Source organism: Pseudoalteromonas rubra (genome assembly GCF_005887095.1).
GTDB classification, from domain to species: domain Bacteria; phylum Pseudomonadota; class Gammaproteobacteria; order Enterobacterales; family Alteromonadaceae; genus Pseudoalteromonas; species Pseudoalteromonas rubra_E.
In genome coordinates this window covers 1-21,374 of the sequence record NZ_PNCI01000070.1, presented here as the reverse complement: position 1 = coordinate 21,374, position 21,374 = coordinate 1, and the positions used below count along the sequence as shown (strand labels likewise).

Annotated in this window: 19 protein-coding genes and 2 tRNA genes; 11 read left to right on the top strand and 10 right to left on the bottom strand. The window is 45.5% G+C overall.

Going from position 1 to position 21,374, the window contains the following annotated elements; genetic code table 11:
• Positions 1-6: 6 nt before the first annotated feature.
• From CWB99_RS21800 to CWB99_RS21785, 4 genes are all read right to left on the bottom strand, one after another.
• Positions 7-777 (bottom strand): DUF3450 domain-containing protein, encoded by a 771-nt coding sequence (locus CWB99_RS21800; protein ID WP_138553344.1) that lies wholly within the window; start codon positions 775-777, stop codon positions 7-9.
• 395 nt (positions 778-1,172) lie between these two features.
• On the bottom strand, positions 1,173-1,820 hold the full coding sequence (locus CWB99_RS21795) for a CatA-like O-acetyltransferase (protein ID WP_138553343.1): 648 nt from the start codon (positions 1,818-1,820) through the stop codon (positions 1,173-1,175).
• A 56-nt stretch (positions 1,821-1,876) separates the two neighbouring features.
• Positions 1,877-2,917 carry a Leu/Phe/Val dehydrogenase gene (locus CWB99_RS21790; RefSeq protein WP_138553342.1) on the bottom strand — a complete coding sequence of 347 codons (1,041 nt, stop codon included), beginning with the start codon at positions 2,915-2,917 and terminating at the stop codon, positions 1,877-1,879.
• A gap of 409 nt (positions 2,918-3,326) precedes the next feature.
• Entirely contained in the window at positions 3,327-4,853 is a 1,527-nt protein-coding gene (locus CWB99_RS21785; RefSeq protein WP_125718734.1) for a fumarate hydratase, read from the bottom strand.
• A gap of 225 nt (positions 4,854-5,078) precedes the next feature.
• Here CWB99_RS21785 and pabB point away from each other — a divergent pair, with 225 nt between their 5' ends.
• From pabB to CWB99_RS21770, 3 genes are all read left to right on the top strand, one after another.
• Entirely contained in the window at positions 5,079-6,419 is a 1,341-nt protein-coding gene (gene pabB / locus CWB99_RS21780) for an aminodeoxychorismate synthase component I (protein ID WP_138553341.1), read from the top strand.
• Positions 6,416-6,973 carry a CoA pyrophosphatase gene (locus CWB99_RS21775; RefSeq protein ID WP_138553340.1) on the top strand — a complete coding sequence of 186 codons (558 nt, stop codon included), beginning with the start codon at positions 6,416-6,418 and terminating at the stop codon, positions 6,971-6,973. The genes pabB and CWB99_RS21775 overlap by 4 nt, the downstream gene beginning before the upstream one ends.
• A 196-nt stretch (positions 6,974-7,169) precedes the next feature.
• Positions 7,170-8,546 carry an L-serine ammonia-lyase gene (locus CWB99_RS21770; RefSeq protein WP_138546675.1) on the top strand — a complete coding sequence of 459 codons (1,377 nt, stop codon included), beginning with the start codon at positions 7,170-7,172 and terminating at the stop codon, positions 8,544-8,546.
• Positions 8,547-8,769: 223 nt separating this feature from the next.
• Here CWB99_RS21770 and cysB read toward each other — a convergent pair whose 3' ends face one another.
• Positions 8,770-9,747, bottom strand: coding sequence for an HTH-type transcriptional regulator CysB (cysB, locus tag CWB99_RS21765; RefSeq protein ID WP_138553339.1), 978 nt, complete (start codon positions 9,745-9,747; stop codon positions 8,770-8,772).
• A 278-nt stretch (positions 9,748-10,025) separates the two neighbouring features.
• On the opposite strand from cysB, the gene CWB99_RS21760 reads away from it, so the two are divergent.
• Positions 10,026-10,787 carry a hypothetical protein gene (locus CWB99_RS21760; RefSeq protein ID WP_138553338.1) on the top strand — a complete coding sequence of 254 codons (762 nt, stop codon included), beginning with the start codon at positions 10,026-10,028 and terminating at the stop codon, positions 10,785-10,787.
• 6 nt (positions 10,788-10,793) lie between these two features.
• On the opposite strand, the gene CWB99_RS21755 is transcribed toward CWB99_RS21760, so the two are convergent.
• Entirely contained in the window at positions 10,794-12,083 is a 1,290-nt protein-coding gene (locus CWB99_RS21755) for an NCS2 family permease (RefSeq protein WP_138553380.1), read from the bottom strand.
• Between the two features lie 118 nt (positions 12,084-12,201).
• Between CWB99_RS21755 and CWB99_RS21750 the strand changes: the two genes are divergently transcribed.
• The 3 genes from CWB99_RS21750 to CWB99_RS21740 all read left to right on the top strand — a co-directional run bounded on the left by CWB99_RS21750 (position 12,202) and on the right by CWB99_RS21740 (position 13,682).
• Positions 12,202-12,663, top strand: coding sequence for a tetratricopeptide repeat protein (locus CWB99_RS21750; protein WP_138553337.1), 462 nt, complete (start codon positions 12,202-12,204; stop codon positions 12,661-12,663).
• Positions 12,664-12,784: 121 nt separating this feature from the next.
• Positions 12,785-13,210 carry a SulA-like leucine-rich domain-containing protein gene (locus tag CWB99_RS21745; protein ID WP_138553336.1) on the top strand — a complete coding sequence of 142 codons (426 nt, stop codon included), beginning with the start codon at positions 12,785-12,787 and terminating at the stop codon, positions 13,208-13,210.
• A gap of 16 nt (positions 13,211-13,226) precedes the next feature.
• Positions 13,227-13,682: a YchJ family protein gene (locus CWB99_RS21740; protein WP_138553335.1), complete on the top strand. Its 456-nt coding sequence runs from the start codon at positions 13,227-13,229 to the stop codon at positions 13,680-13,682.
• A gap of 261 nt (positions 13,683-13,943) precedes the next feature.
• On the opposite strand, the gene CWB99_RS21735 is transcribed toward CWB99_RS21740, so the two are convergent.
• Positions 13,944-14,465 carry a VC2046/SO_2500 family protein gene (locus tag CWB99_RS21735; protein ID WP_138553334.1) on the bottom strand — a complete coding sequence of 174 codons (522 nt, stop codon included), beginning with the start codon at positions 14,463-14,465 and terminating at the stop codon, positions 13,944-13,946.
• Between the two features lie 112 nt (positions 14,466-14,577).
• Here CWB99_RS21735 and CWB99_RS21730 point away from each other — a divergent pair.
• Together CWB99_RS21730 and CWB99_RS21725 are read left to right on the top strand one after the other, a co-directional pair.
• A tRNA-Tyr gene (locus tag CWB99_RS21730) sits at positions 14,578-14,662 on the top strand.
• A gap of 22 nt (positions 14,663-14,684) precedes the next feature.
• Positions 14,685-14,769: transfer RNA gene (locus CWB99_RS21725), tRNA-Tyr, on the top strand.
• A gap of 194 nt (positions 14,770-14,963) precedes the next feature.
• Here CWB99_RS21725 and CWB99_RS21720 read toward each other — a convergent pair.
• Entirely contained in the window at positions 14,964-15,641 is a 678-nt protein-coding gene (locus CWB99_RS21720; protein ID WP_138553333.1) for a M48 family metallopeptidase, read from the bottom strand.
• Positions 15,642-15,713: 72 nt separating this feature from the next.
• Between CWB99_RS21720 and CWB99_RS21715 the strand changes: the two genes are divergently transcribed.
• Complete coding sequence (locus CWB99_RS21715; RefSeq protein ID WP_138553332.1) at positions 15,714-16,694, top strand: ion channel; 981 nt, start codon at positions 15,714-15,716, stop codon at positions 16,692-16,694.
• Here CWB99_RS21715 and CWB99_RS21710 read toward each other — a convergent pair.
• On the bottom strand, positions 16,691-17,338 hold the full coding sequence (locus CWB99_RS21710; protein ID WP_138553331.1) for an HD domain-containing protein: 648 nt from the start codon (positions 17,336-17,338) through the stop codon (positions 16,691-16,693). The genes CWB99_RS21715 and CWB99_RS21710 overlap by 4 nt on opposite strands.
• A gap of 83 nt (positions 17,339-17,421) precedes the next feature.
• Between CWB99_RS21710 and CWB99_RS21705 the strand changes: the two genes are divergently transcribed.
• Positions 17,422-18,612: a class I SAM-dependent methyltransferase gene (locus CWB99_RS21705; protein ID WP_138553330.1), complete on the top strand. Its 1,191-nt coding sequence runs from the start codon at positions 17,422-17,424 to the stop codon at positions 18,610-18,612.
• 65 nt (positions 18,613-18,677) lie between these two features.
• Here the strand turns inward: CWB99_RS21705 and CWB99_RS21700 are convergent, their stop codons facing one another.
• Complete coding sequence (locus CWB99_RS21700) at positions 18,678-20,537, bottom strand: S8 family peptidase (RefSeq protein ID WP_138553329.1); 1,860 nt, start codon at positions 20,535-20,537, stop codon at positions 18,678-18,680.
• Positions 20,538-21,374 lie beyond the last annotated feature (837 nt).

The window sequence follows — 21,374 nt, the reverse complement described above, 5'->3', positions numbered from 1 at the left end:
GTTTTATTACTCCGCGCCGAAAATAGGTAGTTTAACTAGATCTGGGGCAGCCTGACCACGTGCAATACGGATCATGTCTTTGACAGGCTTCAGATATTCTTCACCTAGCTCATCCCACTGCTTGCTGCTGGTGTTCCAAACCCACGCGTGCTTCTGGTCAAAAGACTGAGCTACGAATGCGATACGACCCAGACGGGCGAAGTCAACATTAATGTTCTTACCGCCTACATCAAGTGAACCTTGAGAAGCAACCATTGCTGAACCGTAGTTAGTTTCAATGCTGTATGCTTCCAGTACCTGACGGTATTTTTCAGACGTCGTTACTTTCGCGTTAGTTAGCGTTTCACGAAGTCTTTCGATGCGTTCTAGACGCTTTTCAGTGTCAAACGGCACGTCCGCTTTGATGAATTGCTCGAGTGTATCAATCATGCGATACATCAAAGGCACAACGTCTTGCTTAGTTTTATCAACCGTCGCGATCTGACGTTCTAGAGATTCGATATTTGCATTTTGGTCTGCAACCAAACGTGCTACGTGATCGTTGTAAACTTTCAGAAGTTCTGTTTCGTCAACAATTCCACGGTATTCAGCTACCATTTCGATAGTTTGACCGTAGATACCATCAATCTTGTCTTGAGACTTTTTAGCAGCCGTTTGAGTTTGCTGACCTACTTTTTGTATGTCATTCAAAGGATCTGCCATCACATTGCTGCTTGCAATTGCCGCTGCGCCAAAAAGCGCTGAAGCTACAAGGCTCTTTCTGATTTTAACAGACATAGTTCCCAACCAATTAAGTAATGTTACTTTTATAATTTTTGCACTCTCTTAGAGAGTACCCCGGATACTTTTAGCAGTATCAACCGTGCAATAATGCTAAATGCTATTGCCCATGTCAACTTCATGTTTAAAACAATTTTTGCTTGTCGCGATGAAATAAATTGAAAAAAAACATTGTATTAACAAGGAAACCAAGAATAAAAACCTTAAGCACTTATATTTCATACACAAGGTAACTTTATTTACATTTTATTACAGCTAATTTGCGCCTCCAGCGTGTCTTTCACTTAAATAATTTGGCCGTTAATTTCGCTTTTAATATCAATGAACTAGTTTCTCTCTGGACGTTAAGCATCCACTTTCGTGCAACAACAGATTCAGGGACGCAGGAATACTTAGCCTAATAACTGTTCACACAATAATTTGCATTGTGTTTCTATTTCCTGGATAAATTCTGCTACATGCAAACCATCCATCAGCCCATGATGCACCTCAACGGAGAATGGCAGTTCCCCGGTTTGTTTATCCAGGCGCCCGAAGACGCACCTAGGAATACCCAGGCTATCTTTTTCATTACGCGCGTGGCTAAAGCTACTAAAATCTAGCCAAGGTAAGATAGATAAATAAAGCTGCTGAGGATTACCACAAGTTTCCAAAAAGTGTTCACTAACCAAAGGTTGATTCAGAAACTCTTTTTTCTGTTCATCATTCTTTTTAATGTAGTCGTGGATATCTTCACAAGCAACTAGAGGCACAAATCGAAAGCTTCTGTCTTCGCGTAAAAACACACAGCTCATATCAACTTGATCAACAACGCAAGGGCGTGAATCAACAATCCGATAACGAATGGGCGCGTAATGCTGACAGGCCATACTCAGACAATACAGATAACTATAGGTGAATGAGAGCCGCCGCTCTTTGCACAGAGTATGAAGTTCCCCTGTTTTGAGGCGAGTTGTTATGTTGAAGTAAGGTTGTTCAAAACCCTGGTAGAACTGAAAATGCTCGGCTCTGGGCCAATCCAAAGAGGTGATCTGTTTCATAATTCAATATAGAGGGAGTAATTAACACCCTCTATATTGATTGTATCGTACGGTGATTACAAACCGTTTGCGATGATCTCCTGCGCAAGTTCGTCTGCGATCAGGTGTGTAGATTTTTGCTCTGCATCTGAGCGTGTAAAAATCTCGGTCAAGGTGTCGTAGATGCCTTCAACATGTTTAGTCGCCGCAGCTTCGCTGTACCCTTCCGGCTTTGTCTCATAGTACACGTTGATGATACCACCAGCATTGATGACGTAATCAGGTGCATAAAGCACGCCTTTTTCACGTAGGATTTCGCCATGTCTTGATTCGGCAAGCTGGTTGTTCGCGCAGCCCGCAATAATGCTAGCTTTGATGCGAGGAATAGTGTCATCGTTAACCGTTGCACCCAATGCACAAGGTGCGTAAACATCAACATCCAGATCATAGATTTCGTCAATACTCACGGCTGTTGCGCCAAAGTCATTCACGACTCTGTCAATCGAAGCCTGGTTGATATCGGTCACAAATAGCTCTGCGCCTGCTTCATGAAGATGCTTGCACAAAGTATAGGCAACAGCACCTAGGCCCTGCACCGACACTTTCACGCCAGACAGGTCCTGGTGACCATGTTTATGCTGATATGCAGCTTTAATACCCAGGAATGTCCCCAGCGCAGTGAAAGGCGACGGGTTACCACTTTTGCCTTCAAGACCCATTACATAGTTAGTCTCTTTGTGCATTGTCATCACATCGCCAGTTGTGATGTTCACGTCTTCGGCTGAATAGTAGCTACCGCCAAGACGCTCAAGATGCCTGCCAAATGCTCTGAATAATGCTTCAGATTTGATTTCTTTAGCATCACCAATGATTACCGATTTACCGCCGCCGAACGGCAAACGTGCAACTGCGTTCTTATAAGTCATACCCTTTGAAAGACGCAGTACGTCGTATACAGCATCTGCATCATCTGCGTAGTCCCACAGACGACAACCGCCAACAGCCGGACCCAGTTTAGTGTTATGAACAGCAATGATTGCCTTCAGGCCTGAAGCCTCATCAGAACAAAAAACCACCTGTTCGTGGTTATCAAATTCAACTTGGTTAAATACAGCCACTTTATTTGTTCTCCGTTATAGACTGACTTTGAGTCAGATAGCGCTGAAATTCATCGAACTGTATCACTAACTCTCGAACCAATCCACAATATGAGTTGATATTGACTCTAAAAGCGTTAAAGGTGCAAGTATGATACATTAAATAGCCATATATTAACTTGATTATGCATCAAGGTGGATTATATGAGTTTAATCCTTCGTTATTTTTCCTATTTCTGATGGTTAATCTTTACGTAAACGTCAACAAGCTTGTTTATGTATTATTTTTTTTACGATACCAACAGATCAGATGAGGGCGAATAACAAGTATCTAGCATCCTAAAGTGGGTTTTATCTGCAGCCAGGTCTTTGGGAGCAAGATCAAAAAAAGAGGGCTGCGCCCTCTTTTCAAACCTGTATCGAAAACCGTTTATTTAAGCTTGCTATCCAGCTCTTCTATCTTAGCTTTCCAGATAGCAGGTCCCTGTGTATGAGCGTTCACACCGTCACTGTCTACAGCCACAGTCACTGGCATATCTTCCACTTCAAATTCGTAGATGGCCTCCATACCGAGATCTTCAAACGCCACCACTCTGGCTTTCTTAATTGCTTTGGCTACCAGATAAGCAGCACCACCTACCGCCATCAGATAGACGGCTTTGTTTTCTTTAATAGACTCGACCGTAGCCGGACCACGCTCAGCCTTACCGATCATGCCGATCAGCCCGGTCTTCTCTAACATCAGATCGGTGAACTTATCCATGCGAGTCGATGTTGTTGGGCCAGCAGGGCCTACTACTTCATCGCCAACTGCATCAACGGGACCCACGTAGTAGATAAACTTGTTAGTCAGGTCAACACCTTCTGGCAACCCTTCACCTGAGTTAATCATATCCTGCAAACGCTTATGTGCAGCATCACGGCCCGTCAGGATCTTACCGGATAGCAGCACTGTTTCGCCCATTTTCCAGTCCTGGATATCATCTTTGGTGATCTCATCCAGGTTAACTCGACGCGTATCCTCACCCACTTCCCAAGTCACTTCAGGCCAGTCTTCAAGTTTCGGCGCTTTAAGATCAGCAGGACCTGAACCGTCCAGTGTGAAATGTACATGACGCGTTGCAGCACAGTTAGGGATCATAACCACAGGTTTAGAAGCCGCGTGTGTTGGCGCAGACTTGATTTTAACATCTACAACGGTTGTCAGACCGCCCAGGCCCTGCGCACCAATACCGAGTTTGTTGGCGCGTTCGAAAATTTCCAGACGTAGTTTTTCTTCCGCCGTTTCAGCACCACGCTCCATAAGCTCGTGGATATCAACCGGATCCATCAGAGACTCTTTTGCCAGTACTGCCGCTTTTTCAGCAGTACCACCGATACCTATTCCCAGCATGCCTGGTGGACACCAGCCAGCACCCATAGTCGGTAACGTTTTCTCTACCCAGGCAGCAACATCGTCTGATGGGTTCAGCATCACCATTTTAGTCTTATTCTCAGAACCACCACCTTTGGCTGCGATCATCACCTCAACCTCCGCGCCCGGTACCATATCGATGTGCACAACAGAAGGCGTATTGTCTTTGGTGTTTTTGCGCGCACCAGCAGGGTCTGCAACTATGGAAGCACGCAACGGATTATCTGGATTGGTGTAAGCACGACGTGTACCTTCGTCCACCATTTGCTGTACAGTCAGGTCCGTCTTGTCCCATTTAACATCCATACCGACCTTTACAAAACAGGTCACGATCCCCGTATCCTGACATAACGGACGCTTGCCCTCTGCGGACATACGAGAGTTAATCAAGATTTGTGCAATCGCATCTTTAGCTGCTTTACTTTGTTCTTTGTCGTACGCTTTTTCTAAAGCCTGAACAAAATCCAATGGATGGTAGTAAGAAATGTATTGTAACGCATCTTCGATGCTGTCAATAAAGTCTTGCTGACGAATAGTACTCATGACGGTTCCTTTATTCTCCGGTCTGTGACGAGGTAAACCGGTGTTTATTGAGAGGCGCGATTATATACCATCTTGCGAAAAGTGAGTATCGCAATCACAGATTAGCGACTAAAGTCCTGTGCTTCTCCAAATTCACAAGCTGGAATGCAATCAAACACGCTATGGATTCAATGACAATTATGATACCCTCCTCGCCCGTTTCGGGCTAGCATTCGGGTTCAGTTAATGACAAATCCAGGTAGTAACACCATTGAACTAGACATTTCTTTGTCAACCGTAGAGGTGTTTGACACCCTTGCTTCTCAGCCACTGGCAATATTGCTCGATTCCAGCGATGCCAGTCATGAGAATAGCCGGTTTGATATCATGAGTATCAAGCCAATGTGCGTACTCGAAGCCAGAGAAGGGGCATTTTATCTCGATGGCAAATGCGTTAAGCGAGACGGTTTCGCCATCATGCAGGAGAAACTGGCTGAACTGAAAGCCATTTCACATCCAGACCTCCCCTTTTGTGGTGGCTGGCTTGGTTATTTTGGTTATGACCTTGGCAGGTATATAGAAAGCATACCTCAAAGTGCAGCACAGGACATTGCAATACCAGACATGGTAGCCGGCCTTTATCCTGACGCGCTGATCCATGATAATCATCTTAATCGTTGGTACTTTGTTACTCAGCCAGGTTACAACCGACTCAGTACTTACCGCTCGCTCATTGAGCAACATCGCTACGAAGGGGATAAATTTGCCCTGACCAGTCATTGGCAGGCAAATATGACTCAGGCCGAATATGCCGCCAAATTTGCCCGTATCCATGCTTATCTGAAAAGTGGCGACTGCTATCAGATAAACCTGGCACAACGGTTTAGTGCCGAGTACCAGGGCTCACCCTGGTGTGCTTATAAAACCTTACGAGCTAAGAACCAGGCACCTTTCTCTGCGTTTATTAACCTTGGAGAAGATGCCATAGTGTCGGTATCTCCAGAGCGCTTTATTTCTGTCCGTCACGGCCAGATTGAAACCAAGCCTATCAAAGGAACTTTACCCAGATTACAAGACCAGCAGGCTGATGCACAGCAGGCGGACACCTTACAACGCAGCTCAAAAGATCGCGCAGAAAACGTGATGATTGTCGATCTGCTACGCAACGACCTTGGCAAAGTCGCTAAACCAGGCAGTGTGCAGGTTCCCAAACTATTTGAAATTGAAAGCTTCCCCGCAGTACACCATCTGGTCAGTACTGTTACTGCTCAACTCGCAGAAGGTAAAACCGCAGTCGACCAGCTCAGAGCGGCATTCCCCGGCGGATCCATCACAGGTGCACCTAAGATCCGCGCAATGGAAATCATTGAAGAACTGGAGCCACACAGACGCAGCGCTTATTGTGGTTCGATTGGTTATCTTAGTGCCTGTGGCGCGATGGACACGTCGATTACCATCCGAACATTAGTGTGTCATCAGCAAAAAATTCACTGCTGGGCCGGCGGAGGGATTGTGGCAGACTCAGACTGTGAGCTAGAGTATCAGGAGACTTATCACAAGGTGAACAAGATACTGCCCATCCTATGAATCTACAACACGTCATAAGTCGCTTTAGTCTCAGCGATTCAAACCAAACACCTGTTTTAGGACAGGGTCAGGAAAGTGCCGTTTTAGTGCCACTGTTAGAGGTGAATGGAGAAGCCTCGATGCTACTTTGCAAACGCAGTGCTCAACTACGCAGCCATCCCAGTCAGCTGTGTTTTCCGGGTGGCAAAGTTGAGTTGCAAGACGCCTCAGTGATCAGCACAGCACTACGCGAGAGTCAGGAGGAAATTGCCCTTGATCCGCAGCAGGTTAACCCGGTTGGTGTATTGCCTTTACACACCACACTGACAGGCTTTCGGATAACGCCTGTCCTGGCAGTTTTAAATCACAATGCAACCTGGGAAACGTGCAGCGAGGAAGTAGAACAGGTATTTACTCTGCCGCTATCTCTGCTTGCACAACAGCGCGCCTGGCAACCGGTTCAAACCCAGTTGCGGGGCAAACCAGTGACGTTTAACGGCTTGATGACGGAGCACGGGTTACTCTGGGGGGCAACGGCCAAAATCGTTCAGCAGCTACTTGCCAGAGTGGCCTGACCAGTTTAAAACAAGCCATCAAATTGCGCGATAAACAGATGAGTTTGTACGCTTTCGAGTACTTCTTGCCACTCATTGACTATATCCACTTCTAGCCCAACCAAAACTGTATACAATTTTGCTGTGAAATGGGTTACTTATGCAATAATTAACGTTATGATGTGCGCCCGTTCAGAGGCAATGTTGAGTAGAATTTATGATTAGTGCATTTGATATGTTCAGTATTGGTATTGGGCCGTCATCTTCCCATACTGTCGGACCTATGCGCGCTTCGCGCCTGTTTGTGAAAGACCTGCAGGACAACAACATAATTGATCAGATCACATCAGTGAAAGTGGAGCTATTTGGCTCACTGGGACAAACTGGCATAGGCCACGGCTCTGGTAAAGCAGTGATCCTGGGTTTAGCTGGATACGATCCCGAATCAGTAGATGCGGACAAAGTGCCAGAAATTCTGGATACCATTGAGCGCGAGCAAGTGATTTATCTGGACAAGACTCACAAAGCCGCTTTCCCTAAACAAGGGGCGATTGTCTTCCATCGTCGTAAGACCCTGCCAAAACACTCTAATGCGATGGAGCTGCAAGCTTTCTCCGGTTCTGAGCTAGTACATAGCCAAGTTTACTACTCAATCGGTGGTGGATTTATTGTAACCGAAGAACAGTTTGACAACGAAAAGCAAGCGGCGTTAGATGTACGTGAACAGAACCCTGCGCCCTACCCTTTTGAAAATGCCCAGCAGCTGCTGGAGATGTGTAAAGAGACGGGCCTGAGTGTGTCTTCTCTGATGATGCACAATGAGAAAACGCTGCGCAGTGAACAGGAAATAAAAGCTGAACTGTTCCATATCTGGGAAGTAATGAAAGCCTGTATTGAGCGCGGCATGCGTACTGAGGGCATATTACCTGGAGGATTAAAGGTAAAACGTCGCGCTCCAAGCTTATATTTAAAACTGAATGTGGAAAACAGTAACGATCCGCTACGTGCTATGGACTGGGTTGACCTGTTCGCACTGGCCGTGAATGAAGAAAATGCAGCGGGCGGTCGGGTTGTCACAGCACCAACTAATGGCGCAGCAGGGATTTTGCCTGCGGTACTCATGTATTACCATACCTTTATCAAAGAAGTGGACGCAGAAATTGCCACACGCTACCTGCTAACAGCTGCCGCGATTGGTATTCTGTATAAGAAGAATGCTTCTATCTCTGGTGCCGAAGTAGGCTGCCAGGGAGAAGTGGGGGTAGCGTGCTCTATGGCAGCTGGAGCCCTGACAGAAATTATGGGTGGCAATGTCGTACATGTAGAGAATGCCGCGGAAATTGGCATGGAACATAACCTGGGCCTGACCTGTGATCCGGTTGGCGGGTTAGTACAGGTGCCTTGTATTGAACGAAATGCCATGGGTGCAGTAAAAGCGATTAATGCTTCACGTCTTGCCATGCGTGGCAGTGGTGAGCAGAAAGTCTCTTTAGATAAAGTGATCAAAACCATGCTCGATACGGGTAATGATATGAAAACCAAATATAAAGAAACAGCACGTGGTGGTCTGGCGGTTAATATTATCGAGTGTTAACCGGTAAGGTCTGTACGTAAAAAAGCCGCAATTGCGGCTTTTTTATTGTCTATGATTCGTACCAATTTGCTTAATTAAGTGTTCTATTCTGAGGCGAAAAAATATCGTCGATAACCAGGCAAAAATTTTGCAATTTAGTTGCTCTAAATGAGAAATTTTTAACACAGTTAGCGTCATATTTGCCCCTTCAAATTGAACAGGTATTAAGTGAAATTGGTACCTCTTACTTGACGGGTAGCTCTGTGTGTTCAAATAACGCATCGACATCTTCCTGATTGCGCAACAGGCTGGCCCGCTCGACCAGATCTTTCGTCAGATGAGGCGCAAAGCGTTCGATAAAGTCATACATGTAGCCGCGCAGGAAGCTGCCCTTTCTAAAACCTATCTTAGTGGTGCTTGCCTCAAACAAATGGCTGGCATCGATACATACCAGATCTTTGTCTGTCACTTCATCGACAGCCATTGTTGCCAGCACACCAACACCAAGACCTAATCGAACATAGGTTTTAATTACGTCCGCATCGGTGGCCGTGAACACAATATGTGGCGACAATCCGTGTGCATTAAAAGCTTTGTCTAGCTCTGAGCGCCCGGTAAAGCCAAATACGTACGTGATCAAAGGATACTTTGCCACATCCTGCACCGTGATATTGCTGCCCTTTTTAGCCAGCGGGTGATCTTTCGTGACGACAATGCTGCGATTCCAGTGATAGCAAGGCAACATGATTAAATCACCATACAAATGCAGCGCTTCCGTTGCAATAGCGAAGTCTGCATCGCCCCGGGCTGCAGCATCTGAGATTTGCTGCGGCGTCCCCTGATGCATATGCAAAGAGACCGCCGGGTACTTTTGCATAAACCCCTGGATCACATTTGGCAGTGCATAACGCGCCTGCGTATGTGTGGTTGCAATGTTTAGCTTACCCTGATCGGGCAGCGTATGTTCATTAGCAACGGCTTTAATGCCCTCAACCTTTGACAGTATCTCTCGAGCAATATTGATTATTTCATTGCCAGCACTGGTAACATGCGTAAGATGTTTACCACTGCGGCCAAAGATCTGTACACCAAGCTCGTCTTCCAGCATACGCACTTGCTTGGAAATTCCCGGCTGGGAGGTATACAAGCTTTCTGCGGTTGCAGACACATTGAGGTTGTGATTCAGAACTTCAACTATGTATTTCAGTTGTTGTAATTTCATAACTAAGCGTTTGTTTTAATTGTTATCTGGTGTACGACTAGGCCAGCTATCATTAGATACAGGCAAATAATGACTCAGCCTAGCATAATTATAGTCTATCCGATAGGACAATACTTTCCCCAGCCTATTAGAGCCAGCTTCCAGTCATTAAGCTATACTAAAAAATGATGGAATTTGCTGGATTTTCAAGTCTCTTGTTATTAACACTGTTCAATCCGCAATTATTTGATGTAATATAAAAAAACTATCAGCTGTATGATTTACGAAGAGATCCGGGTATGTTTGTTACCGTAATAATTTTGTTGATTGTAGCACTCATTGTTATTGCTGTGTGGGTTAGTGCTATTCAACAACACAGAGAAAAACAAGAAGCGGAGCGCCGTAAAGAGCTGGCCAAACAAAAGCGGATCATAGAAGAAGCCGAAGACGTGATCCTCAACAGCAGCAATATTCCTATGTCGGGCGCAATGATCCGTATCATTCAACGTCGAGTGCATGATGCGCTCGTTGCTATGGTTGAATTGTCTCCTACCTCTCGCGAACTGAAAAGCCGTATGCATGAGTCGCAGGAGCGTATGAATAATGAGCCCCAAAATGCCAACGAATCTGACAAAGTAGCCCTGCCCGATAACGACAAACAACTCATTGCACTGGTTCAGGGAATTAAAAAATTACGCCACCTGCTGCGTTCAGAGCATAGTAAAGGCAAGGTAGACACGCAGGTATTCGTGCAAGAAGACCGTAAAATGGAGCGGTTGCAGCTTAGGATCAACGTTGAAAGCCAAATCAAGCGGGGGCTGTCTGCTAAAAGCGCCAACATGGTAGGCTCAGCTCGACAATACTTCGAAAAAGCCTATGCGATTATTTGCGGTGTTTCTTATTCAGATGACTACATCAATGAAAAGAAAACACTGTTAGAAGGATACTTGAGTGAGATCAGCACAGAGCTCAAAGCCTCTAACGCCTCTGCGGTGAAAAAGAAAGCTGAGAAAGAAAAGGACGATCTCGACGTCCTTTTCGCACCCAAGAAAAAGTGGTGATCAGCGTCAGCTGATCGCAAACTTCACAATAAACAGCAGGGTTAATACCCAGACACTGATAGAAATTTCCTCTCGCTTATTACAGGCCAGTTTAACCGCGGTGTAAGAAATAAAGCCAAGTGCGATGCCGTGAGCAATGGAAAAAGTCAACGGCGTCATTAACAGTACAACGCTCACCGGTATCGCATCGCTCATATCATCCCAGTTAACTAACTTCAGATTTTGTAACATCAAAACAGCTACGTACAATATGGCGCCTGCCGTCGCATACGCTGGCACCATCTGGGCCAATGGCGCGAAGAACATCATCAGCAGGAAACACAATCCAACAACCACGGCAGTTAAACCTGTTCGGCCACCCACGGATACACCCGATACAGACTCAATATAAGAAGTCGTGGTGGACGTACCAAGGAAAGAGCCGGCAATGGTTGCCGAGCTATCCGCAGACAGTGCTCTGCCCAGACGCGGCATCCGCCCTTCTTTGTCTGCTATGCCCGCTTTTTGCGTAACCGCAACCAAAGTACCGCTGGTATCGAATAAATCAACAAACAAAAATGCAAACACGACACTCAGCATTGAAATTTCCAGTGCGCTGGCAATATCCAGTTGCGCCAGAGTGGGTGTAATACTTGGCGGTGCTGACACAATACCTGTGTATTCAACCAGGCCAAAGGCCCAAGCTAAAACCGTTACCAATAAAATACTCAGTAACACACCACTTTTCATATCACGGTACATCAGAGCTGCAATCACAAAAAAGCTCAATATAGCCAACAGAGGACCTGGACTGGTGATGTCACCCAGTTGAACAAAGGTTGCTGGACTGGCGACGATGATCTGCGCGTTTTTCAGCGCAATCAGTGCCAGAAAAGCACCAATACCCGTCGCAATCGCTTGCTTTAATACCAGGGGAATTGCCTGGATCACCCATTCTCTGACTTTGAAGATACTCAAGAGTAAAAACAGACAGCCTGATAAAAATACCGCACCCAATGCGCTTTGCCAGGTGTGGCCCATACCTAATACAACGCCATAAGTAAAAAAGGCATTTAGTCCCATCCCTGGTGCCAGAGCCAGAGGATAATTGGCCCACAGGCCCATAATAAAGCAGCCAATGGCTGCCGCTAAACAGGTGGCGACAAACGCAGCACCATGATCCATGCCAGCTTCAGCCAACATGGCCGGGTTCACAAACACAATGTAAACCATAGTGACAAATGTCGTCAGACCGGCAATAAACTCAGTTTTGACTGTGCTCTGCTGTGCACGGAGCGAAAATAATTTTTCCAGCATGTCTTTGTATTTTATATAGAAACGAAAGCCGGATTTTATCATAAATCTCTGGTGTAATCGGACAAAATAGTTAAAAATCAACTACACTCTGATCTAGGTCGTATTAAGTGAAATCAGTATGAAAAAGAACCAATTAGCAGTTGCAAACGGCAATGACTTGGAACAACAACTCCTCAATGTATTGGAGTTTGTCACCGCAACCCCAGACTCTGAAAACCGCTGGCCCTCAGACACGGATAGCAAAGCTGCCTACAAAAAAGGGCTTTATTATCTGAAAAATAAACAGTATCCGCTCGCGGCGAAATGGTTACGCCTGGCTGCCATGTCGGGCGACAACAAAGCACAGTTCTATCTCGGTATGCTATTCATTAAAGGTCAGGGTGTGCCAAAAAGTGTTTTTCATGGTATTGCCTGGCTGTCACTCGCGCAAAGTCAGGGTAATCAGGCGGCAGCTGGCACACTTGAACAAGTACGTACACATCTGACAGCGAAACGATTTATCGATGCTCAATGTTATGCTGCAACACTGTATGAGCAAATCCACCAGATGATGCATTTTAATCAGGACACGACCTCATAATAAAAGTAAATACAATCAAAGCACTAATAGAAAAGAACAAAAAATACGCGATATTTTACTTGCCAAATAGCACTGTATGAAATACTGTATAACCACTGTATAGAAAATCAGTGGTCTGCTCATGTTACATACTCAAGTGCAAAATATTTCTTCATCTCAAACCAACACAGCCGATAAACGTTATCAGCTAGTGTATGCGGAAGATGACATAGTCAGCAGTTTGGAACTATTAAAGATTCTGTATCGATGTAACTCGTTACATAAATGGACACTGCTCATTGCACCAGACAACATCCCAAGCAAAGCACTGCTGGATAACAGCTCAATTGACAGCAGCAAGTTACTGGTGCTGCGACAGAGACATTTGATAAACTTGGAGTATGTTATTAACAGCGCTTTATGCAAAGGCAACTTTGCAGCGGTGGTTACCTGGACGGACATTGTATCTGAGCAGCAGCTTGCCCGGTTTAAGCTGATAGACAGTGATACTGAATTGTTTTGCTTCACTCGCTCTACTGGCCATGGAACATCCGTCGTTGCGCATTAAGTCCAAATGAGAATATATGTGTTATTGCGGTTCTGAAACTGAAGCACAAGTGTGCTGTCTGCCCTTTATAGAAGGACGTAAGCACCCTGAAAGCGCCCAGCAACTGATGCGCTCACGGTATAGTGCGTATTGTCTTAAAGACACAGGTTACATACATAATACGTACGCACAAAGCATGCGTGCAGAAAACAGTGAAGCCAGTATCCGAGCATTTGCCGAGCAGGTCACCTTTATCGGGTTAGAGATTATCCAGTGCAGTGAGTCTACTGATTATCACTTTGTGGAGTTTAAAGCGATGTACCTTGATGGCGACGTGTGCGTCACAATGCATGAACGGTCTCGCTTTTTAAAAGAAGCAGGGCTGTGGCGTTATCTGGACGGCGAGCTTTACCCCTGCCCTGAGAAAAAAATCAGCAGGAATGATCCCTGTCCCTGCCAAAGTGGGAAGAAATTCAAAAAGTGCCACGGCTAGGTTGGCTAAACTTTTGGGTTATTGAATGCGCAATAATCCATAAAGTGTAATGTTCTCGCGCTTGAATATTGCTTTTAATTTTTTGTTTCTGCGTTTTAAAGGTGCCAAAGCGGCGCCCTGTAAAGCAGGATGAGTGCCCCTTAGCGTGATACTCAGCAAAGCTAAATGTTCTCCTCATTTAGATTTGCATTTGGTACATACAAGCATATAGCCCCCTATTCAAAGCATATTTTTGTATTCCTACACCGTAGGTGTGCTTCTTTAAACAGCAACCTGCAACATAGATTGCATTTCTCCGCCGGCTATCTGATCATAAAATCCAGCAGCATCTATGTCTTTATTATCTACCAACATTTGAGGGTTTCTGGTTTTTTCTAATCTCTGTCTTACTGCTGGCTCAAGATTATCAACAATATGCAGAGGAATGTGCTTTTTGTCATCGCGCACTGCATAGGGCTCTGGCTGTAGACACTCTTTGAGGCGAAGACTGGCTAGATCCCCCTCCTGAACCAAAAAACCATTATCCTGGCCGATGAGCATATTAAACTGCTCTGGTGCAAGTGGCTTTTGAGGACCCAACTGCAATGCCAATTTCAACGCTGCTTCAGATTTATCCGGCTGCTCAGGTAACGTATGAGGCAGGTCAAACTGGCTAAAATCTAGCGCATCCTGAGACAACAAAGATAAAAGCAATGCAAAGTCACCGCGCCGGGCTTCATGAACACTGTGATTAAGTGCGCTACCAAGCTGGGCCTCTTTGCACAAAATGCCATCTATCTGCATGTAAAATCGCCACAATTTATGGAATATGAAAATTTATCGGCATTTTTTCAATTTTCTTTAGAACATTTCTTTACTTCACTAAAAACTTTGATATTATCAGCGCCCATGTTGAGGAGGGGTTCCCGAGCGGCCAAAGGGATCAGACTGTAAATCTGACGGCACTGCCTTCGCTGGTTCGAATCCAGCCCCCTCCACCACATCACAATTTGTATTCTCTTAGGAGGGGTTCCCGAGCGGCCAAAGGGATCAGACTGTAAATCTGACGGCACTGCCTTCGCTGGTTCGAATCCAGCCCCCTCCACCACTTTCCTGTCAAGCCATTTTAAAAATAATGTCTGGTTACTCATTCATATCAAAAAGACATTCACATTTAAATGCTCATTCCCGGACGATAGCACTTCTGTCATTTGGAAACCTATACGTTTTTGCTGAAGCTTCTGAATCATAACAACTGGCAGAAAAACTCTATTCATTGATTCCAACAGAAACCGTACGCACCTACTTTTTAATCTGCAACAACACTGCATTTTGGCTTAAATAAGTTTGTGCCCTCTTATAATCAGGGTAATGATGCGCCACGATTTTCCAAAAGGCTTGGTTGTGTGCCATCACATGGAAATGTGCCAACTCGTGTACAATAACATAATCAATTACCCACTTAGGTGCACCAACCAGCAAGCTATTCAGTGCCAGAGTGCCACTTGATGACAAGCTGCCCCAACGACGTTTATATTCCCTGATTTTAAGCTCTTGATACTCACTTCTCACCAGGTCGGAATACTCTGCCAGTACCGGCGTCACATAACTAAGTAACACCTGGTTTAAATACCCAAGCAGCGCTTTTCTCGCCCCTTCAGAGTCAGGGTTGGCACGCGTTTTTAGACCAATGCATTTCGCATCGTGATCAATGTAAGAGCAACTTGGTGATAACTCAAACTGATACTGCTCGCCAAATATCTGAATTTTCTTACTGTCAAAAGGTATCTGGACCTGCTGTTGCTGGGCAGACATCGCCAATTTTTTACTTTCGACCCAGTGTGATTTGCTTTTTAGCCAGGTATCCAGCCAACGCTTGTCGATACCGTAAGGCGCGAATACTTTCACGCCATCTGCTGTTACTTTAATGGCAACACTCTGTCTGCGCTTACTGATGCTTAATTGATAATCGAATGACATAGATACAATTTTTTATTTACCCTGAAAAAATACTGCTACCCTTACTGATAAGAAGGATTGATCTGGCGCACTATGAACAACAAACCTCTTTGCCAATATGAATCACCCGATGGCCATAAATGCCAAGAAATAGATATGGGGTCAGGCTATTGCTTTTGGCATGATAGCAAATTTGACAAGAGCGGTCTGGAGTTAACACAAAAGCTGGAGAGATATGCCAAAAGAGGCGGTCTCCTGCAAGGTCTGGAGCTAAAACGTGCAAACCTCGAAGGCCTCAACTTAGTCAAGTTTGACAACCACGAAGGCTATGACTTGTCATACAGCAATTTTTATCGTGCTAACTTACAGGGTGCTCATTTATTCAATAGCACAATTAAAAATGCTTCTTTAATGAAAGCAGACTTGCGTGATGCCAATCTACACTGCTGCAAGCTTGGAGATACAAACCTGTTGGGTATGAAACTCGATAAGACGCGCATCGACAACCTCTATCTCGGCGACAAGCTTTTGCAGGAAAAGCAAGCCAATGAAGCTCTTAAGCAGCAAGATCTGGAAGAAGCAAATGACTTATTTTTGCAGTCCGAGGAAATCTATCGATTACTTAGAAAAGGTGCCGAGCAGCAAGGTTTATTTGAGATGGCCGGGAAATATACCTACAGCGAACTGCGCATGCGGCACGCGCAATACCCCAAATTCTCCAAACGCCGCTTGGTATCCTCATTTGTTGATATGTTGTGTGGCTACGGAGAAAAGCCCGAAAATGTCATCCGATTCAGTTTGGGTATGATCATCGCCTGCGCAATCTGCTACTTTCTGTTCGGGATCAATTACAATGACGGACTTATTCAGTTTTCCAGCCAAGCCTCCTGGTCGGAAAACCTAAGCACTTTGCTTAATTGCATTTACTTTAGTGTGGTTACCTTTACAACACTTGGCTATGGCGACATAACGCCAACCGGCATTACCCGGTTAATCGCGACGATTGAGGCATTTACCGGCAGCTTTTCTCTGGCCTTGTTCGTTGTCGTATTTGTAAAACGCATGACCCGCTAATCAGAGATACCAATTTCTCTACCCAGCTCTTGCAAAAATCCGCGCATAAATTCTGTGCGCCTCTGCGCCTCTTGTTTTGCTGACTGGGTATGCATTTGCTCTGCAATATTTAGCAGCTTGATGTAAAAATGATCTAACGTATATTTTTTATCATCCGGCTCTCGCTCCTGACAAAAAGGGTCACCGATATGATACATATGTCTTGCAATCGCGCCGCCAACTTTCATACACCGGCTAACCCCTATTGCCCCTAACGCGTCCATACGATCGGCATCCTGAACAACCTTAGCTTCCAAAGTATCTGGGGGCACATTGGCACTAAAACTGTGTGCGACAATTGCATGGTGTACTGAGGGTAATTTGTCTTTTGGGTAGTCTAGCGTTGATAAAAAAGCGACAGCCCTGTCAGCCGCCAGTTTAGAGGCAATTGGCCTATCCGGGTGGTTTTTTGCCACTGCTACACAGTCATGCAGCCAGGCTGCGGGCAAGACGACTTCGAGGTCAGCACCTTCGGCCGCACACAATTGCTTTGCGGTTTTGACTACCCGCAAGATATGCGATAAATCGTGGGCAGTATCGGCAAACTCAGTTGTTAGCATAAAATCTCTGCATGCAGCCTCAAATTCCATCGTATTTAATGTCATTTATCCCTTAACCTCGTGGTTCTGATTGTATGTTGTTATTGGCTTCACTAAAATGTCACCATAATCTACTGTAAGGAATTTATATGTCTTGCGCGCTGTATTTACAACCTGGCCGTGAAAAATCTTTAAAAAGAAAGCACCCTTGGATCTTTTCTAAGGCGATTAAAAAAGTCAAAGGTAAGCCTGCACTTGGCGATACAGTGACCATTTATAGTCACGACGGTCAATACCTGGCCACAGCCGCATACAGCCCTGATTCTCAGATCCGGGCCCGGATCTGGAGCTTTGATCAGTCTGAACAAATCGACCAGGCATTTTTTGAACGACGACTAGCACGTGCACTCTCAGCGCGCGAGCAGGTCATTGAAGAAGGACAGTTAACCGGCTTCAGACTATGTGCCGCCGAGTCAGATGGCTTGCCCGGCATAACGATTGATAAGTTTGACAACTATTTGGTTTGTCAGCTGTTAAGTGCCGGCGCAGAGCGCCACAAAGGCGAAATAGTACAAGCACTCAGAACTCTGTTCTCCGAGTGTCATATCTATGAGCGCTCTGATGTAGATGTACGGAAAAAGGAAGGGCTTGAGAAAACCACCGGTGTATTGTGGGGAGACGAACCTGAAGCGCCAGTTGTGATCATGGAAAACGGCTTGAAAATTGAAGTCGATATTAAATCTGGTCACAAAACCGGCTTCTACCTGGACCAAAGAAACAGCCGTGCGGCACTCGAGCGCTTCTCAACAGGTAAGTCAGTGCTTAACTGCTTTTGCTATACAGGTACGTTTGGTCTGTATGCGCTCCGTGGTGAGTGTGAGGAAGTCATCAATGTCGACGTCTCTCAGCCAGCTCTGGATACAGCTAAGCGTAATGTAGAACACAATGAACTAGATTTGTCGCGAGCTCAGTTTGTTAAGCAGGATGTGTTCAAGTTGCTAAGACAATACCGCGAGGAAGGCCGTCAGTTTGACACCATAGTCATGGATCCGCCTAAATTTGCCGAGAGCAAAGCACAGCTCAATGGTGCCTGTCGCGGCTATAAAGACATTAATATGCTGGCTATGCAATTACTTAAGCCAGGTGGTACTTTGCTAACTTTCTCTTGCTCAGGCCTTATGGAACAGAATTTGTTCCAAAAAGTAGTGGCTGATGCAGCGCTAGATGCAGGTAAAGATTTGTTAATTATGGAGCGCCTTAATCAGGCAGCAGACCACCCTATAGCAGGCTGTTACCCGGAGGGGTTTTACCTAAAGGGCCTGATCTGTAAAGTGTATTAATCGTCATCATTAAAGTAGAAAGGCCGGTATAAACCGGCCTTTCTCGTATTTCTAACTTACTATATTTAGAAGCTGCCTTGCAAAGTAAGGCCTGAATAGCTGCTGTAGCCTCGAACCATGATGTGGTAAGTACCACCATCCGTACCTGAACTCAGAGTACAAGTTTCATTGTTACCAGAGCGATATGGACGACAATCATAGTTGTTTGTCGTTGGCTGAGTCCCTTTGCGTACATACAGGTCAGCATCACCTGAACCACCTGAAATACTCACATTCAGCGTCACATTTGCTGGCACTTCGATGGTGTAACGGGTATCTGTGTTGGTACCACCAGACAGCCCAGTTACTGGTACTCCGTTTTCAAGGCAGTTTGCACCACAGCCTGAAGCATCACCAAAAGTACCTGTCAGCGTAGCGCCTGAATACTGGCTATAGCCATGTAGCATAACGTACCAGTCACCTGCAGCTGGGTTAGAGAATTCACAAGACTCGTTGTTGCCGTTTTTATATGGACGACACGCGTAGCTGCTTTGAGTCGGTTGAGAACCTTGTTGAACATACAGATCCGCATCACCCGAGCCGCCAGCCAGAGTGAACGAAACCGACGCTGCACCAGCTGGAACAGCAAGCTTATAGAAAGTCTCTGAACCTGACGCACCTGACGCAGACACACCTACACCTGAAACAAGCTCAGTTGGGCCTGGCGGTGGTGGTGGAGGCGGCGCATCACCTTCAAGAGTATAAAGCAGTTCATTCGGTGAACTTGCTTTGGCATCGGATACCGCACCTTTAGTACTTCTGCTACTAAGCAGTGAATCAATCTGCGCTGGAGTAAGCGACGGATCCTGGTCAAGATACAATGCTACCGCACCTGCTACATGTGGTGCAGCCATTGAGGTACCACTGATTGTGTTGGTAGAACTGTCAGAATTATACCACGCAGACTTGATGCTGGAACCTGGCGCATAGATATCAAGACAAGAACCATAGTTTGAGAAGCTTGAACGGCCATCGCTGCTAGTTGTCGAGCCAACAGTGATTGCATCGGCAGCTCGAGCTGGAGAGTAGTTGCAAGCATCGCTATTATCATTACCAGCAGCTACAACGAAAGTAACACCAGAAGCAACGGCAGCATTAACGGCATCATCAACAGCCTGAGACACACCACCACCTAGGCTCATGTTCGCAACAGACGGGCCTGAAGCGTTGTTCTTAACCCAGTCAATTCCTGAAATCACACCAGAATATGAACCGGAGCCATTACAACCCAATACTCGAACACCGACAACATTAACATTTTTCGCAACACCGTACTGTGAACCGCCGATGGTACCAGCAACGTGTGTACCGTGGCCGTTACAGTCAGAAGAATCTGCATCATTGTCGACAAAGTCATAGCCGTGGCTTGCACGGTTACCGAATTCACTATGCGAGATACGAACACCAGTGTCGATAACATAAGCCGTAACGCCTGAACCATCAAAGTCGTAGTGATAGTTTGAATTCAAAGGCAATGCCCGCTGATCTACACGGTCAAGGCCCCAAATCGCGTTGCTCTGATCGCCTGAAGCCTGAGGCGTCACTGTGACTATTTGATCTTGTTCAATGTAGGCAATGTTAGGGTCTTTCAGCATTGCTTTTACATCACCTGCAGACGCGTTTACCACAACACCGTTAAGCACACCATTGAAGCTTTTTGCAACATTTACATTGTAAGCATTGCTTAAAGCCTGTGCCTGCGTTGTAGCATAGTCTGAGATAGCCATTGCACTTTGTGTATTAAGTACAGTTGGCGTTTTAAACACGACGATATATTTGCCAGGAATGGCCTTGCTCTGGTCTGTAGTCAGTAACTCAGCCTGAGCCATCGACTGTCCAGAAATGCCTGCCAGAATGGCAAAAGCGAGTGTGTTTAGTTTACGCATACTTGTTCCTTTTTTGTTGTTTGGTTAATTTCCAATCAAAATGTAGCTCAATTGCAGAGAAAATAAACACAAAATGGAACATTTATTTAACTATCTTTACATTTATTGTAAATTTAAATTTACATTAGTTTTTTTCATCTTCCTGAAATATTCGGTACACTGTTGATTTTTATAATTTAAATATTACTTCCATTACAGAACCTCCCTATAATGGGAAACTTTAGCTCACCATATTTTCATGTTAAGTGCGCAGATTGAGTATTACATTTCACGCTCCATAATTACCTAACACCCTAAAATGAGTAGTGTAGGTGTTCGCATCACTTTCTGGGTCGCTACTTGAGATGACAGTATGGAGTCAGACCTAAAATAAGGGGCCCGGCATACAGTCTTTGCTATTCATTCGAAGTAAATGTGAGATGACGATAGTGTGGGCTTGTATGAATGGAGAAATAGTGACACTTCATCAGAAGTGGCTCTGTGTAATATAAGGGCAAGGAGCATGTTTGAGTTGGAGTTGGTGTCGTTGCTATAAGTATCGTGTGGTTCTCCTGCCGCGGCTCCAGGTCTACCCTGCTCTACCGCACCTCCAACAACTCCGTCGTCATCCCGCACTGGATGCGGGATCCATTTAAACCAGCTTTTCAGTGCTGAGTAGGTTTGCTCCGGTGTATTTATCATACGTACGGAGTGGTCTGTTGGTAGATCCCGCATCAAGTGCGGGATGACGGCAGTGTAGGCCTGTTTGAATGGAGAAATACATGACACTTCGTCAGAAATCGCTCTATACATCATGAAAGCAAGGAGTATGTTTGAGCCGGCGTATTTACTACACGT

Coding starts and splice junctions, on each gene's coding strand:
- CWB99_RS21785 (WP_125718734.1), bottom strand. CDS start 4,853: ATGAGTACTATTCGTCAGCAAGACTTTATTGACAGCATCGAAGATGCG.
- CWB99_RS21760 (WP_138553338.1), top strand. CDS start 10,026: ATGTTTGTTACCGTAATAATTTTGTTGATTGTAGCACTCATTGTTATT.
- CWB99_RS21750 (WP_138553337.1), top strand. CDS start 12,202: ATGAAAAAGAACCAATTAGCAGTTGCAAACGGCAATGACTTGGAACAA.
- CWB99_RS21770 (WP_138546675.1), top strand. CDS start 7,170: ATGATTAGTGCATTTGATATGTTCAGTATTGGTATTGGGCCGTCATCT.
- CWB99_RS21700 (WP_138553329.1), bottom strand. CDS start 20,537: ATGCGTAAACTAAACACACTCGCTTTTGCCATTCTGGCAGGCATTTCT.
- CWB99_RS21800 (WP_138553344.1), bottom strand. CDS start 777: ATGTCTGTTAAAATCAGAAAGAGCCTTGTAGCTTCAGCGCTTTTTGGC.
- CWB99_RS21740 (WP_138553335.1), top strand. CDS start 13,227: ATGTGTTATTGCGGTTCTGAAACTGAAGCACAAGTGTGCTGTCTGCCC.
- CWB99_RS21710 (WP_138553331.1), bottom strand. CDS start 17,338: ATGACATTAAATACGATGGAATTTGAGGCTGCATGCAGAGATTTTATG.
- cysB (WP_138553339.1), bottom strand. CDS start 9,747: ATGAAATTACAACAACTGAAATACATAGTTGAAGTTCTGAATCACAAC.
- CWB99_RS21705 (WP_138553330.1), top strand. CDS start 17,422: ATGTCTTGCGCGCTGTATTTACAACCTGGCCGTGAAAAATCTTTAAAA.
- pabB (WP_138553341.1), top strand. CDS start 5,079: ATGACAAATCCAGGTAGTAACACCATTGAACTAGACATTTCTTTGTCA.
- CWB99_RS21775 (WP_138553340.1), top strand. CDS start 6,416: ATGAATCTACAACACGTCATAAGTCGCTTTAGTCTCAGCGATTCAAAC.
- CWB99_RS21795 (WP_138553343.1), bottom strand. CDS start 1,820: ATGAAACAGATCACCTCTTTGGATTGGCCCAGAGCCGAGCATTTTCAG.
- CWB99_RS21755 (WP_138553380.1), bottom strand. CDS start 12,083: ATGCTGGAAAAATTATTTTCGCTCCGTGCACAGCAGAGCACAGTCAAA.
- CWB99_RS21720 (WP_138553333.1), bottom strand. CDS start 15,641: ATGTCATTCGATTATCAATTAAGCATCAGTAAGCGCAGACAGAGTGTT.
- CWB99_RS21715 (WP_138553332.1), top strand. CDS start 15,714: ATGAACAACAAACCTCTTTGCCAATATGAATCACCCGATGGCCATAAA.
- CWB99_RS21745 (WP_138553336.1), top strand. CDS start 12,785: ATGTTACATACTCAAGTGCAAAATATTTCTTCATCTCAAACCAACACA.
- CWB99_RS21735 (WP_138553334.1), bottom strand. CDS start 14,465: ATGCAGATAGATGGCATTTTGTGCAAAGAGGCCCAGCTTGGTAGCGCA.